This is a genomic window from Vibrio sp. OPT20 (assembly GCF_963889365.1).
GTDB classification, from domain to species: domain Bacteria; phylum Pseudomonadota; class Gammaproteobacteria; order Enterobacterales; family Vibrionaceae; genus Vibrio; species Vibrio splendidus.
Window position 1 is genome coordinate 267,288 of record NZ_CAWPOA010000031.1, and the last position, 13,229, is coordinate 280,516.

Annotated in this window: 9 protein-coding genes; 4 read left to right on the top strand and 5 right to left on the bottom strand. The window is 45.2% G+C overall.

What is annotated here, in order from left to right:
- The 5 genes from AACR09_RS02345 to ebgR all read right to left on the bottom strand — a co-directional run.
- Positions 1-613: amino acid permease (locus AACR09_RS02345; protein WP_228010905.1), on the bottom strand; the 613-nt coding region annotated here is incomplete at its 3' end.
- Positions 614-1,187: 574 nt separating this feature from the next.
- Positions 1,188-2,612 (bottom strand): amino acid permease, encoded by a 1,425-nt coding sequence (locus AACR09_RS02350; protein WP_004734429.1) that lies wholly within the window; start codon positions 2,610-2,612, stop codon positions 1,188-1,190.
- Positions 2,613-2,777: 165 nt separating this feature from the next.
- The gene (locus AACR09_RS02355) at positions 2,778-3,230 is read right to left on the bottom strand and encodes a beta-galactosidase subunit beta (RefSeq protein WP_193835958.1); all 453 of its coding nucleotides are present in this window, start codon (positions 3,228-3,230) and stop codon (positions 2,778-2,780) included.
- 3 nt (positions 3,231-3,233) lie between these two features.
- Positions 3,234-6,335, bottom strand: coding sequence for a beta-galactosidase subunit alpha (gene ebgA / locus AACR09_RS02360; protein ID WP_193835959.1), 3,102 nt, complete (start codon positions 6,333-6,335; stop codon positions 3,234-3,236).
- 323 nt (positions 6,336-6,658) lie between these two features.
- Positions 6,659-7,642 carry a transcriptional regulator EbgR gene (ebgR, locus tag AACR09_RS02365; protein WP_108121807.1) on the bottom strand — a complete coding sequence of 328 codons (984 nt, stop codon included), beginning with the start codon at positions 7,640-7,642 and terminating at the stop codon, positions 6,659-6,661.
- A 393-nt stretch (positions 7,643-8,035) separates the two neighbouring features.
- On the opposite strand from ebgR, the gene galE reads away from it, so the two are divergent.
- From galE to galM, 4 genes are all read left to right on the top strand, one after another.
- Entirely contained in the window at positions 8,036-9,055 is a 1,020-nt protein-coding gene (gene galE / locus AACR09_RS02370) for a UDP-glucose 4-epimerase GalE (protein WP_193835960.1), read from the top strand.
- A 340-nt stretch (positions 9,056-9,395) separates the two neighbouring features.
- Positions 9,396-10,451: a UDP-glucose--hexose-1-phosphate uridylyltransferase gene (locus tag AACR09_RS02375; RefSeq protein WP_193835961.1), complete on the top strand. Its 1,056-nt coding sequence runs from the start codon at positions 9,396-9,398 to the stop codon at positions 10,449-10,451.
- A 224-nt stretch (positions 10,452-10,675) separates the two neighbouring features.
- Positions 10,676-11,836, top strand: a complete 1,161-nt coding sequence (galK, locus tag AACR09_RS02380) for a galactokinase (protein ID WP_004734423.1) — start codon at positions 10,676-10,678, stop codon at positions 11,834-11,836.
- A gap of 111 nt (positions 11,837-11,947) precedes the next feature.
- The gene (gene galM, locus AACR09_RS02385) at positions 11,948-13,027 is read left to right on the top strand and encodes a galactose-1-epimerase (RefSeq protein WP_193835962.1); all 1,080 of its coding nucleotides are present in this window, start codon (positions 11,948-11,950) and stop codon (positions 13,025-13,027) included.
- Positions 13,028-13,229 lie beyond the last annotated feature (202 nt).

Below are 13,229 nucleotides of genomic sequence, written 5' to 3' on the forward strand. Positions count from 1 at the left end.
TCCAAGTGATTACCCCAAGGAATGCCCAGTTAAAGCTTGGTGTCATCGCTTCAATGGTGATTGGGTCTGCTGGCTCGATACCACCGATCAAAGCACCGCCAGACAACAAGATGTAAGACATTGTTAGCAACAACATAAGCGACGATGTTAGTGAGGTGATGGGGCCTAGTAGTTTCGCGCCATTGTTTGAAATGTGCGTAGCAATCGCAAACAAAATGGTACTGAGGATCGCCGTGGTGATTGGCGTGAATATGTACTCAAACCCTAAGAACGCATACGACGCATAAGCGATGATTCTAGGCAGCAGAGAGGTGAAGAAGAACAGGTTAACAAACCAGTAGGTATAAGCCGAAATAAACGCCCAGCGGCCGCCTAGAGAGCTTTTAACCCAAGAATAAACGCCCGCTTCAGAGTTTTTATTCAGTGACACAAACTCTGCGACGATCAAACAAAAAGGCACAAAGTAAAAGATGGTGGCTAGAAAGAACATCGGCGCCGAGGAAAGGCCTATCTCGATGTTGTTGTTAATGATGTTGTTGAAGCTGTATACCGCCGCGAAGGTCATAGACAGTAGGGCAAACTTGCCTATCGTACTGCGTTTATTTTCGGACATGATGTTCTCCGGTGAATCACGTTGATGATCGTTATAACTTGGTCCTAGAGAGGGAGGCTCTAGGCCGCACTTTTATTGTTATGTTGGTTTGGCAAACACCCGCTTTGTTTTGTCAGGGTTGGCTCATTGTTGTTTTTATAGATTTACGATCGGACTTCTTAGCGCTTTTCTTTCTTGATTTTCAGTAAAGTTATTACCAAAACAAAGAGTTAAAGGTTAAGAGGTTCATCAAAGAGATTGTTTGTTTCATGAACGACGATTTGTAAGGCTTGTAGGGGCTTTTTGTCGTTTTTAAATATGAACTCTTTCGTCTCTTCAGCAAGAAGATTAAAGATTAAGCGGCGGGAAGTTAATCAAAATTGATCAAATATGTGACCTTGAGTAAATAAATTTAGTTAATGTTTTACCTTTGTTTTTGTTCGGGTTTTATTACGATTTAATTAACGTTTTTCGTGAAGTAAATCCTTGACGGAATGGCATTTTTATTTTCGGGTGTTGGTTTTTAATTGTCTGATTTAAAACAAAAAAGCGCCATGACAGGCGCTTTTGAAATTGGTTCTAATGCTGCTAAGTATTACGATTGTTTAGCCGCTTCTAGCTTTGCATCTTTACCTGCTTGCTTCTTTTCAAAGCGAGAGATCCACCACCAAGCGATAGCTGAGAATACAGCCGTCATAAATACGTTGACGAAGAACGCTTGCATTAAGTCTACACCCGTTGGGAATGCTGATGCCGTCATGCTTACAACAAAGATACCGATAAGTACTGACACAACCGACATACCTTGAACTCGAGTACCCATGCGGAAGTCACGTGGTGTATCGTCATGCTTCAAGCGGAATACAAAGTACGCCACCATGATGAAGATAGGCGGTAACATTGCGGTACCTGCTGTTAGGTTGATTGCTGTGTTCATCATGTCTTGTACAGACTCAGAACCGAAGCCGTTAACCACTAGCATTAGGAATACGAAAGCGAATTGCCACCATGCTGCGCGAACAGGCACGCCGTGCTCGTTAAGCTCAGTCGTTTTCTCACCGTAAACACCTTTAGGGATTTCAGAGAAGTGAATTTTTACTGGCGCTGCTGTCCACATCATCATCGAACCGAACATAGCGACGAACAGAATGATACCGACGAAGCGACCCGTTAGAGATTGTGAAATGTCGAAGTAGTTCGCCATACCAGTGAAGATTTCAACCATGCCGCCAGCATAAGTGAGTTCGTCACGAGCAACGAATACGTTCACTAATAGAGAACCGACTGCGTACATGATACCGATAGCGATACCCGCGCTGATGATCACCTTGATGAAAGACTTATGACCACCTTTAACATCGTTTAGGTAAGCGGCTGCGGTTTCTGCACCACCGGCTGCTTGGAAGATCCAACACATAATGCCTAACGTTGCCCAGTTGATGGTTGGTGTCATGGCTTCAAGCGTGATTGGCTCTACCGGCTCATGGTTACCACCGAGTGCCATCATTGCACCGATAACGTAAACCGCGAACAGTGCAAATACACCGTATGCAACGATCTCTGCAATTTTGCCTAACCAGCTCGCCCCTTTGGTCGAGATGTGTGTCGCTGCTGCAAACAGACCTATTGAGATTGCCGAAGTCACTATCGGAGAGAAGGCGTACTCGTAGCCAAGCATCGCGTAAGACGCGTATGCGATAACGTTGGGCAGTAATGATACAAACCAGAATAGGTTCACGAACCAATATAGGAATGAACCTAAGTAGGCCGCTTTGGAACCCAGCGGTTGTTTAAGCCAGTCATACATGCCTGACTCAGAGTTTTTATTTGCTGATACGAATTCAGCAATAATGAACACGAATGGAATGAAGTAAATAAGGGTGGCGAGCAAAAAGATAGGAGCAGAACTCAATCCCAATTCGATGTTGTTATTTACAATGTTGCGAACGTTAAATACCGCTGCAAATGTCATGGAGAGCAAGGCAAATTTACCTAACTTACCGCGTACAGATTCAGACATAGTGTCCTCCAAGGGTCACGTAATTATAGTCGTTATTTCTTTAGGCTTCCTTGTAGGGAAGAAGCGTAAAGGCGTTGTGCAGTGTGACTGAGCCTTGAACGGCAAGGCTCGGTACACACTGTGAATAGATCTTGTTGTTGCTTTCGTTTGTTTAGCTTCAGTTACTTACTTATTAAGGAAGTAACCGTCTTCGATAGTCACTTTCAGCACCACTTTACGAACTCGGTTATCACCGTGGAATCGGTAGGCTTTGCTGTTATCAAAGATCGCTACTTGGCCTTCAGCTAACTCGCAAGTCTCGCCGTTACCTATTAGGTGTTCTCGGTCAGTCTCATCGCTGTAAGCTTGGGTCTGTTCAAGTTGAGATTTATCTGAAAATTCAACCGTTTCACGACCTTCTAGGTAGTAATGCACGTCGAAGTAACGACGGTTACCAGTGAAGCTTTCTGTGTTTCGAGCCACACCGTCTTCAATCATGTAAGCCAGTGAGTCACCAATGGAATACATCACGCCATCTTTGATGTTGCCGATGTTTTCAATCGCTTCTACACAGCGTTGCCATTTACGACCGTCGCGGTAAACGACTTTAAATTGCTCTAGGTTGTCTAAAATGATCATCGCTTATGCCTCGTTCTGTTGTGGTTGAGCTTTCGGTGTATTCGCCGTAAAAAACTCATCGCCAAAGTTGTGATTGATTAGGTGTTGCGCGTCGCAATCGCCTGCTTGGAATGGAATCAGAGTTAAGCCGTAGCGGAACTCATCCATGTAAACTCGGTAAGAGTCGAGCACTTCGCTGCCCCAAGAATTCGAGCCTAAGCCCATCACTTGGTGGTCTAGGTTTAGCGTGATGTAACCGCTCTTCTCTAGCTCAATGGTGTGTTGTGCTTGATGTAGGTTTTGGTTGGTGTAGAACCATGCGCTGAAGTTGATTTCTTGCTGTGGTTTGACTGCAATACCATTACCCGCGCGGCTTGAAAGCGCAGCCCAACGAACGTGTTGGCGGTTGCCGTTGTTTTGTGGGAACGGGTAGTTCTCGAACATGTCAGCCACCGTTGATTGGTAAACATCAATCATGTTGGCTTGCTTGCTGTCTTGGTAGTTCTCTTCAGGGCCGCGGCCGTAGTATTGAACTTGGTCGAAGTCGCTGTTAATGCCCATGTCGAAACCAATCACTGGAATCACGTGAGGGTAATCACCGTAACGTTCGCCACTTAGCTCAACGTTCAGTTGACCTTCAGCACTGATTTGGTAGCGATACTCACAACGCATGCCGAAATCAAATACTGGTGGAGCAACGATGCTGGTGGTGGTGATCTCTACCTTGCCGTTAACTTGCTCAACGTTTAGCGTGCGGAAGTGCTCTTGCATGATCTGTAGGTGTGCAGGCTCCCAGTAACCATCGTGCTCTTGCTTATGGTTATCAATCATTGGCTTGAAGAAGTTCAGCTTAGGCTCAGACTTAATCAGTTCCTCGCCATTCACTAACCATGACGTCAGTTTGCCGTTCACTTTCGAGAAGTTCAGAGCAAAGTTGTGGCCTTTGATTAGGTAGGCTAAGCGAGATTCTTCAACATTCAGTGCTGTCGCATTGTTGTTGGTGAAGGCGTCAAGCTGTGCAGTGTTCTCTTTCACTTGGAACTGATAAACCGCAATGTCGTGGTTCGCTTCGCTGTATGAAGTACGAGAATCCTTACGAACTGTAAAGTTCACAAACACTTCACGCTCATCAAGCTCTGGCAAATTAAGCGTCAGTTCACGGCTAGAGTTCTCAGCCAGCTCTTCAACCTTGATATGCTGTACCGCAATGGTTTTACCCTCAGCACGGATTTCCGCAGTGATGGTGTAGTCATCGATGTTTGAGAACCAAAGCTTGTTGTCTACTGTGAAGGTGCCCGTTTGTGCATCGAAATCGCTAAGCTTCACTGGGGCAATCACTTGTTTGTACTCTTTCAAGCCAGGGCCTGGTGTTTGGTCTGGGTAGATCAAGCCGTCCATGCAGAAGTTGTAGTTGTTCGGGTAGTCACCATAGTCACCTCCGTACTTGTAGAACTCTGTGCCTGCTTCATCACGCGCTAGAATGCCGTGATCACACCATTCCCAAACGTAGTGACCTTGAATCGCGTCATGCTTGTAGAACACGTTTTGGTATTCAGTTAAACCGCCTGGGCCGTTACCCATTGCGTGTGCGTATTCACAGATGATGCGTGGCTTTTCGTGTGGGAATTCACCGAAGGCATTCATCAGTTGAGCACGTGAGTACATGGTTGAAATGATGTCGACCACTTCAGCATCACGGTCTTCTTCGTAGTGAACTAGACGGGTGTCATCAATCGCTTTTGCTGCATCGTACATAGAACGGATGTTGCAGCCGTAGCCTGACTCGTTGCCTAGCGACCACATGATGATAGAAGGGTGGTTCTTTTGAGCGTGGATATGACGTTCGATACGTTCAACAAACACCGCTTCCCATGCTGCATCGTTAGTGATGCGGCTTAGGTCGCCAACGTTAGCAAAGCCGTGAGTTTCAACATCGGTTTCGCCCATCACGAATAGGCCGTAGATGTCACACAATTCGTAGAAGCGTGGGTCGTTCGGGTAGTGCGCTGTACGTACTGAGTTGATGTTGTGTTGCTTCATCAGTACTAAGTCTTTCTCGACGCGATCCATGCCAACAGCACGACCTTTCAGGTGGTCGTTGTCGTGACGGTTCACACCGTGCAACATCACGTACTTGTTGTTGATGTAGAACAGACCATCGCGAACTTTAATATCACGGAAACCAACGCGTTGTGGAATCACTTCCAACACCTTGCCGTCAGCGTCTTTCAGCGTAAGCAACAGTTGGTATAGGTAAGGGTTTTCAGCGTTCCATTGAACAGGGTTAACCACATCAATAGAGAATTGAGTATCTACATTGCCGTCGACGGCTAAGCTATCTACAGAGCCTTGCGAGATAACTTGTCTGCCATCAAGCAATGCGTACTCAAGGGTTGCGTTTACCGCTGCTGCTAGGTTTTCTAGTTCCACTTTGCACGACAGAGTAGCGCTTTGGTAAGCGTCGTCGAAGTCAGTGCGAACGGTAACGTCTTGAACGTGCAGCTGTTCTTTGCCCACTAGGTAAACGTCACGGAAGATACCGCCCGTCCACCACATGTCTTGGTCTTCAATGTAGGTTGAATCGGCCCACTGCATCACACGAATAGAAAGTAGGTTGTTGCCTGCTTTTACATGGTTAGAGATATCGAATTCAGCGGTGAGGCGGCTGCCTTTGCTGAAACCGACGTATTCGCCGTTTACGTAAACTTCGAAATAAGTTTCAACGCCATCAAATTTGATGATGGTTTGTTTCTCGTCCCAGCTTTCGCCAAGGAAGAAAGAGCGTTGGTATGCGCCTGTTGGGTTGTCTGATGGGACGAAAGGCACATCAATTGGGAATGGGAAACCTTCATCTGTGTATTGAAGATCGCCGTGGCCTTCCATTTGCCACATGTTTGGAACCGTAATGTGGCCCCAGTCTTTCATTTCTTGAGAGTAGAACTCTTCAGGAACCAATAGTGGATTGGTGAAATAGCTGAAATTCCATTGGCCACTCAATAGTTGGAAGTGGCTGCTAAGTTCACGCTGAAACGTTTTTGCATTCTTTTCTGATGCGTATGAGAAGAAGTATGCACGCGGTGCCATACGGTTCTCATGTAAGTTCAGGAAGTTTTCCCAGTTGTTCACGTTGCCTCTCTCTCGGCCTAGATGCAATTTGCTGACCGACGTTCTTATGCGTAATTGGGTCGTAGTGAATACGAGTATTTTTGGACTGAGGTAATTATTAGTAAAAGTTTTACTAAATGAAATTGATGAAAACGTTTTACTTTAACTCCATCACGTTTTTTGTGGGCTTTTTACAGTGCTGTGTGATCCACTTAAAAGAATGCCATTTGGTGATTTAGGTGAGTATTTGAGAAGGGATATATGCGTATGTTGGCGTATATGAAAGACATAAAAAGGCCACCTTCAATAAAGGTGACCTTATTTTATATATTTGATTTATATGATTATTTTGTAGTGTCGCGCAGCTTGAGTTTACTTGGGACATAGACACGTAGTGGGATAGTACGGCCGTCGCGTACTTTCTCAATCAACAGGTTAACGCCTTGAATTCCCATTAGTTCAGAGTGAATACGAACAGTCGATAAAGATGGGAAGGTAAATTTAGCTGTTGGGATGTCATTTACACTAATCAGCGCAATATCTTCAGGAATGTTTAATCCGTGCTCATGAACGGCTCGTAAAACACCAATTGCGATGGAATCTGACGCAATAAACATGGCTTTAGGGTAGTCGCCCGTCGCTAGCATCTGTTTTGCAAGCTGATAACCTGAAGAGCTAGAGAAGTCTCCACGATAGATGTCTTGCTCGCTGACAACGTTCTTAAGGCTACCGTATTCAGCAAAGGCGACTTCGCGAATATCAGGAGTGTTGACGTTATCTTGTCCGCCAATAAAACCAATGCGTTGATAGCCTTGGTTGATAAAGAAGTTGGTGATCTCTTTGCTGATCAAAGCCAGGTCGATATCGACAGAGTCATAAGGTTCAGAGTGATCAGTGAAATCGACATAACAGATATTATCGCTTAGCTTTTTGGCTTGTTCGATAACCTCCGGTGTCATTCTTCCCACCAACAATACACCAGTGATAGGCGCTGAATTTACGTGTATTTTACTTTCATAACAGTTGGTTAGTTTAACTTCCATCTTGTCACATTGGGTTTCAATCCCGTGGCGAATCGATAGATAGTAAGGGTCGTTCACTTCAGCTTCTTGCTTGTAGTTATACAGCGCAAGGAAGTGATGATTTTGTTTTTTACTGCTAACGGCTTTTCGTGAGCTGCTGGTTTTGTATTCCAACTTCTCTGCAATTTCAAAGATACGCCTTTTGGTCTCTTCCTTGACGCTTAATGTTGGATCTTCATTGAGAACCCTTGAAACTGTAGCCAATGAAACATGTGCTTCAGTCGCGATATCTTTTAACGTTGCCATACTCACTTCCTGTTATTGGAACATTGCGCTGCTTTGAAATTGGTATTTAGTAAAAAAGCAATGCACCTCTTTATTCTACAGACCTATTGTAATCAAACTGGAAGTCATTGCATTAACTTTTAGTAAAATAAATGCTCAACTCCTCTATGATGTCTCAAATCTAACTATCTATAATTATCTTATTAAAATTCAATGAATTAGATGTGTTTTTTTATAGGTTCTCTCTATGTCACGTTCAGTAACAATGATATGAGTTAGTGTAAACGTTTACACTTCGTGGTTTTGATCACAGAATTATAGTCAAAATGGCTGCTACTATTTCTGGCATACGGTGCTACTGAGCTGAATGTCAGTTCGAGTTAGTCCAAGAATGACGACAAAGAGAGGTTGATTGTGAAAGTACTGGTTACGGGCGGCATGGGTTACATCGGAAGTCATACATGTATTCAAATGATACAGGCGGGTATGGAGCCAATCATTGTTGATAACCTTTGCAATAGCAAAGAGCTAGTACTGGAGCGAATCGAATCATTGACCGGTAAGCGACCAACTTTTTATCTTGGCGACATTCGTGATCAATCTTTTCTAGATAGTGTGTTTTCAGAAAACGATATCCAAGCCGTGATTCACTTTGCTGGCCTGAAAGCGGTTGGGGAGTCGGTGTCTAAGCCTTTGGAGTACTACGATAACAACGTCAATGGATCATTAGTGTTAGCTCGCAGCATGAAGAAAGCGGGTGTGAAGAGCATTGTATTTAGCTCTTCGGCTACCGTTTACGGTGATCCAGAAGTGGTGCCAATTACTGAAAGCTCTCCAACGGGTGTAACAACTAATCCTTATGGTCGCAGTAAGTACATGGTCGAAGAATGTTTGAGTGATTTGTTCCACGCTGAGAACGATTGGAGTGTGACATTACTGCGTTACTTCAACCCAGTTGGCGCCCATTCATCGGGCACTATGGGTGAAGACCCACAAGGTATCCCAAACAATCTGATGCCGTTTATTGCTCAAGTAGCGGTAGGTCGTCGCGACAAATTGGCTGTTTTTGGAAACGATTACCCAACAGTCGATGGCACAGGCGTTCGCGACTATATTCATGTTATGGATTTAGCGGACGGACACGTAGCCGCATTGAAAGCGGTTGGCGAGAAGGCGGGCTTACATATTTATAATCTAGGTACAGGTAAAGGTTCCAGTGTGCTTGAGATGGTTGAGGCCTTCGCACAAGCATCGGGTAAGCCCGTTCCTTATGAACTTTGCCCACGCCGCGCTGGTGATATTGCTGAATGTTGGGCAAGCACTAAAAAAGCAGAACGCGAGCTTGGCTGGAAAGCGACTCGCAGCGTGATGGAAATGACCGCAGATACGTGGAATTGGCAGTCGAATAACCCGAACGGCTATTCCCCTTCGTAATTGAAGCCGCAGCGTTGTTAGCTGCGCTTACCAATTCCAATCACATATAAGATCTATGCTCATGGATATTGGAAATCTTGCTGCCTAGCTGTAACTCCAATTTCTTTGGGGAAGGCAAAGACAAGAGATGAGAAAAGCGAGATTCCAGATATCTCGTCCCTCGATTCTGGAATGACGGATGAGCATAAGGCTATGAAGTGGTTGCCTTTGCACAAATAGCACAACGAGATCACACGTCATTCCCTACAGCGAGGAACGAGCGTGATAGGGAATCTCCTTGTAGAAGAATTATTCATCTTGGTGAATTGACCAAGACACAAAATTTGAGAGCAATCTAAACATGTCAAAAGTTGAATTTAACCCAGTAGACCATCCGCACCGTCGTTATAACCCATTAACGGGTCAGTGGATCTTAGTCTCACCGCACCGAGCAAAGCGTCCTTGGAGTGGCCAAGATGAAAAACCATCGACAGCGCAGCTTCCTGAGTATGAGAAAGAGTGTTTCTTGTGCCCAACCAATACGCGTATTTCGGGCGATGAAAACCCAGATTACGACGGCACTTATGTATTCAGTAATGATTTCGCGGCGTTGATGCCTGACTCACCTGATGCTCCAGAGTCTGATAACCCTCTATTCAAGACTCAAGGTGTACGTGGGTTGAGCCGCGTGATCTGTTTTTCTCCGGACCACAGCAAAACGCTGCCGGAGCTTCCGGTAAACAAGATCCGTGGTGTTATCGATACCTGGAATGAACAGATTGAAGAGCTAGGTAAAGACTACCTGTGGGTTCAAGCGTTTGAAAATAAAGGTGAGACCATGGGCTGCTCTCAGCCACACCCACACGGTCAAATCTGGGCAAACAGCTTTTTACCCAACGAGATTGAACGCAAAGAAAAACTGTTAAAAGAGTACTTTGAACAGCAAGGTTCTAATCTTTTAGTGGATTACGTTGAAGCTGAAATGAAAGACGGCTCTCGCACTGTGGTTGAAACTGAACATTGGATTGCAGTGGTGCCTTACTGGGCAGCGTGGCCATTTGAAACCATGTTGCTGCCAAAAGCACACATCCGCCGTATGAGTGAACTGACTGACGAGCAGCGTGATGATTTAGCGCTTGCGATCAAGAAGCTGACGAGCCGTTACGACAACTTATTCCAATGCTCATTCCCTTACTCAATGGGCTGGCACTATGCGCCGTTCTTCGAAGAAGGTACTGACATCGACCATTGGCAGCTACATGCGTTGTTCTACCCGCCACTGTTGCGCAGTGCTTCGGTTCGTAAATTCATGGTCGGCTACGAAATGTTGGCTGAGTCTCAGCGTGATTTAACCGCAGAACAAGCGGCACAACGTCTTCGTGATTTGAGTGACGTTCACTACAAAGAGCAGGAATAGCCTGTTCCGTTGATAGTAAAACTAATCGATAACTCGGTTACTAAATAAAAAAGCGAGATTCCTGATATCTCGTCCCTCGATTCTGGAATGACGGCAGGTGAGAAGCTGATGTTGTCATTCCCTACCGTGAGAGACGAACGAGATAGGGGATTTAAAAGAATTAAAGTGGTGCCGTAAAGGGGCCATAACCAATTGAACAAAGAGTTTAACCAGAGAGTTTACTTATGTCTGACCTAATCCAAAACGTGAAAGCATCTTTTGAGCAAGTCCTTGGTTACCAAGCGACTCATATTATCCAAGCGCCAGGTCGTGTGAACCTGATCGGCGAGCACACTGACTACAACGATGGTTTTGTTCTACCGTGTGCCATTAACTACCAAACGGTAGTCGCAGCGGCTAAGCGTGACGACAACATCGTGCGCGTAGTATCAGTGGACTACGGAAATGCAGTAGATGAGTTCGACTTAACTCAAGAGATCACATTCCAACAAGACAAGATGTGGGCTAACTACATTCGTGGTGTGGTGAAGTGCTTAAAAGGTCGTGGTTTTGAATTTACAGGTGCAGACATCTCTGTAACGGGCAACGTGCCTCAAGGTGCAGGTTTAAGTTCTTCTGCGGCACTGGAAGTGGTCATCGGTCAGACATTCAAGGTGCTTTACAACCTAGAGATCAGCCAAGCCGAAGTGGCGCTTAATGGTCAGCAAGCCGAAAATGAATTTGTAGGCTGTAACTGCGGCATCATGGACCAGATGATCTCAGCTGAAGGTCGTGCAAATCATGCGATGCTTTTGGATTGTCGTAGCCTAGAAACTCAAGCGGTTTCTATGCCTGAAGATATGGCTGTGGTTATCATCAACTCAAACAAGAAACGTGGCTTAGTCGACAGTGAATACAACACGCGTCGTGAACAGTGTGAAGAAGCGGCGCGCATCTTTGGTGTTCCTGCACTTCGTGATGTGACTATTGAACAATTCAAAGCGAAAGAGTCTGAGTTGGATGAAATGGTCGCGAAACGCGCTCGTCACGTGATCACTGAAAATGACCGTACCGTTGAAGCGGCTCAAGCTCTGCGTACTCATGATATGAAACGCATGGGTGAATTGATGGCTGAATCACATGCGTCAATGCGTGATGACTTTGAAATCACAGTCAAAGAAGTCGACACCTTAGTTGAGCTAGTAAAACACGTGATTGGTGATCAAGGTGGCGTGCGTATGACTGGCGGTGGTTTCGGTGGTTGTATTGTGGCATTGGTTCCACCTGCATTGGTTGATGAAATTAAAACAACCGTTGAGCAGAAATATCAAGCGGCGACGGGTCTAAAAGAATCTATTTATGTGTGCCAAGCGAAAGACGGAGCAGGCTTAGTTGAAGTAATCTAAACGCTTCGAGACTTAATATAGAGCTTACCAAGTAAAAAGATCATGGTAGGCCAAATGCTAAAGCCTTTATTTCAGATAGAGGCTTTTTACTGGCACTAGAAGGAATTTAGAATGACACAAGAGCAAAACCTGCATCAATCCATGACACAAACTCCAGCCTATGATGGCCAACCCGCTCAGTTAGTGACGCTATCAAATACGCATGGCATGCAAGTGACATTCATGGACATTGGTGCAACATGGTTGAGCTGTATCCTGCCAGTAAAGGGAAATAAAAGAGAGGTTTTGTTGGGTGTTAACTCAATGGAGAACTTCGATAAACAAGCCAGCTATATGGGCACAACTGTTGGTCGTTATGCTAACCGCATAGCCAATGGTCGTTTCAAAATTGATGGTCAAAACTACAAGCTGGAAACCAACCAAGCGGGCAATACTTTACATGGTGGTCCGAACGGTTTTGATAAACGTCGTTGGAATATTGCCGAGCAAACCGAAACGTCAGTGATGTTTACTCTTGAGTCTGCTGATGGCGACCAAGGATTCCCAGGGAATTTGAATGTGTCGGTGCGTTATGACATCACCGAAGACAATCGAGTTTCCATTAATTACTCTGCAACCACAGACAAGCCGACCGTAGTCAACCTAACGAATCATGCGTACTTCAATCTACTTGGTGCAGAAGCCGGCCACGATTGTTTGTCACACATTGTGAGCATCAACGCCAATCAGTTCTTACCGACCAACTCGGTAGGTATTCCATTAGGCAATCTTAAATCGGTGAAATCGACCAGCTTCGACTTCAATCAGCCTATTATGATCTCAGAGCGTTTGTTGGGTGATGAACAGCAGAAAGCAGCAAAGGGTTACGACCACTCTTTCTTATTGGCTGATGGCTGTAAGCGCACTCAATGCGCTGCGACCGTAACGTCACCGGACGCGCTAGTCTCACTAAAAGTATTTTCAACCAAACCTGCAATGCAGCTATACACCGGAAACTGGCTTGGTGGTACACCAAACCGAAGTGGTGGCAGCTATGAAGACTACGCTGGTTTGGCGTTAGAAACCCAGTTCTTACCTGACTCTCCTAACCACCCAGAGTGGAAGCAGGACAGTTGTATTCTCAAGCCTGAACAAGAATATAACTACCGTACCTGTTACCAGTTTGAATTTTCGGGGGATTCTTCAAACTAGTACGCTCTAGCTCAAAACGGTTATGCCAATTGCTTTTGTTTGTGAATAGAACGATGTGAGTTATCGCGTTGTTCTTGGGGGATGAGCAAAAGTGGCGCTCAACGAGTGTGTGATTTATTAAGCGCGATTGTTGGGTATCAGAGTAAGGTAGGAAAGCCCTAACAGAAGCGATTCTGTTAGGGCTTTTTTTGTTTGTTGTTTG

Bases quoted from the DNA above. Each gene is read 5' to 3' on its own strand.
- AACR09_RS02350 (WP_004734429.1), bottom strand. From the start codon at position 2,612: ATGTCTGAATCTGTACGCGGTAAGTTAGGTAAATTTGCCTTGCTCTCC.
- AACR09_RS02355 (WP_193835958.1), bottom strand. From the start codon at position 3,230: ATGATCATTTTAGACAACCTAGAGCAATTTAAAGTCGTTTACCGCGAC.
- ebgR (WP_108121807.1), bottom strand. From the start codon at position 7,642: ATGGCAACGTTAAAAGATATCGCGACTGAAGCACATGTTTCATTGGCT.
- galM (WP_193835962.1), top strand. From the start codon at position 11,948: ATGACACAAGAGCAAAACCTGCATCAATCCATGACACAAACTCCAGCC.
- galK (WP_004734423.1), top strand. From the start codon at position 10,676: ATGTCTGACCTAATCCAAAACGTGAAAGCATCTTTTGAGCAAGTCCTT.
- AACR09_RS02375 (WP_193835961.1), top strand. From the start codon at position 9,396: ATGTCAAAAGTTGAATTTAACCCAGTAGACCATCCGCACCGTCGTTAT.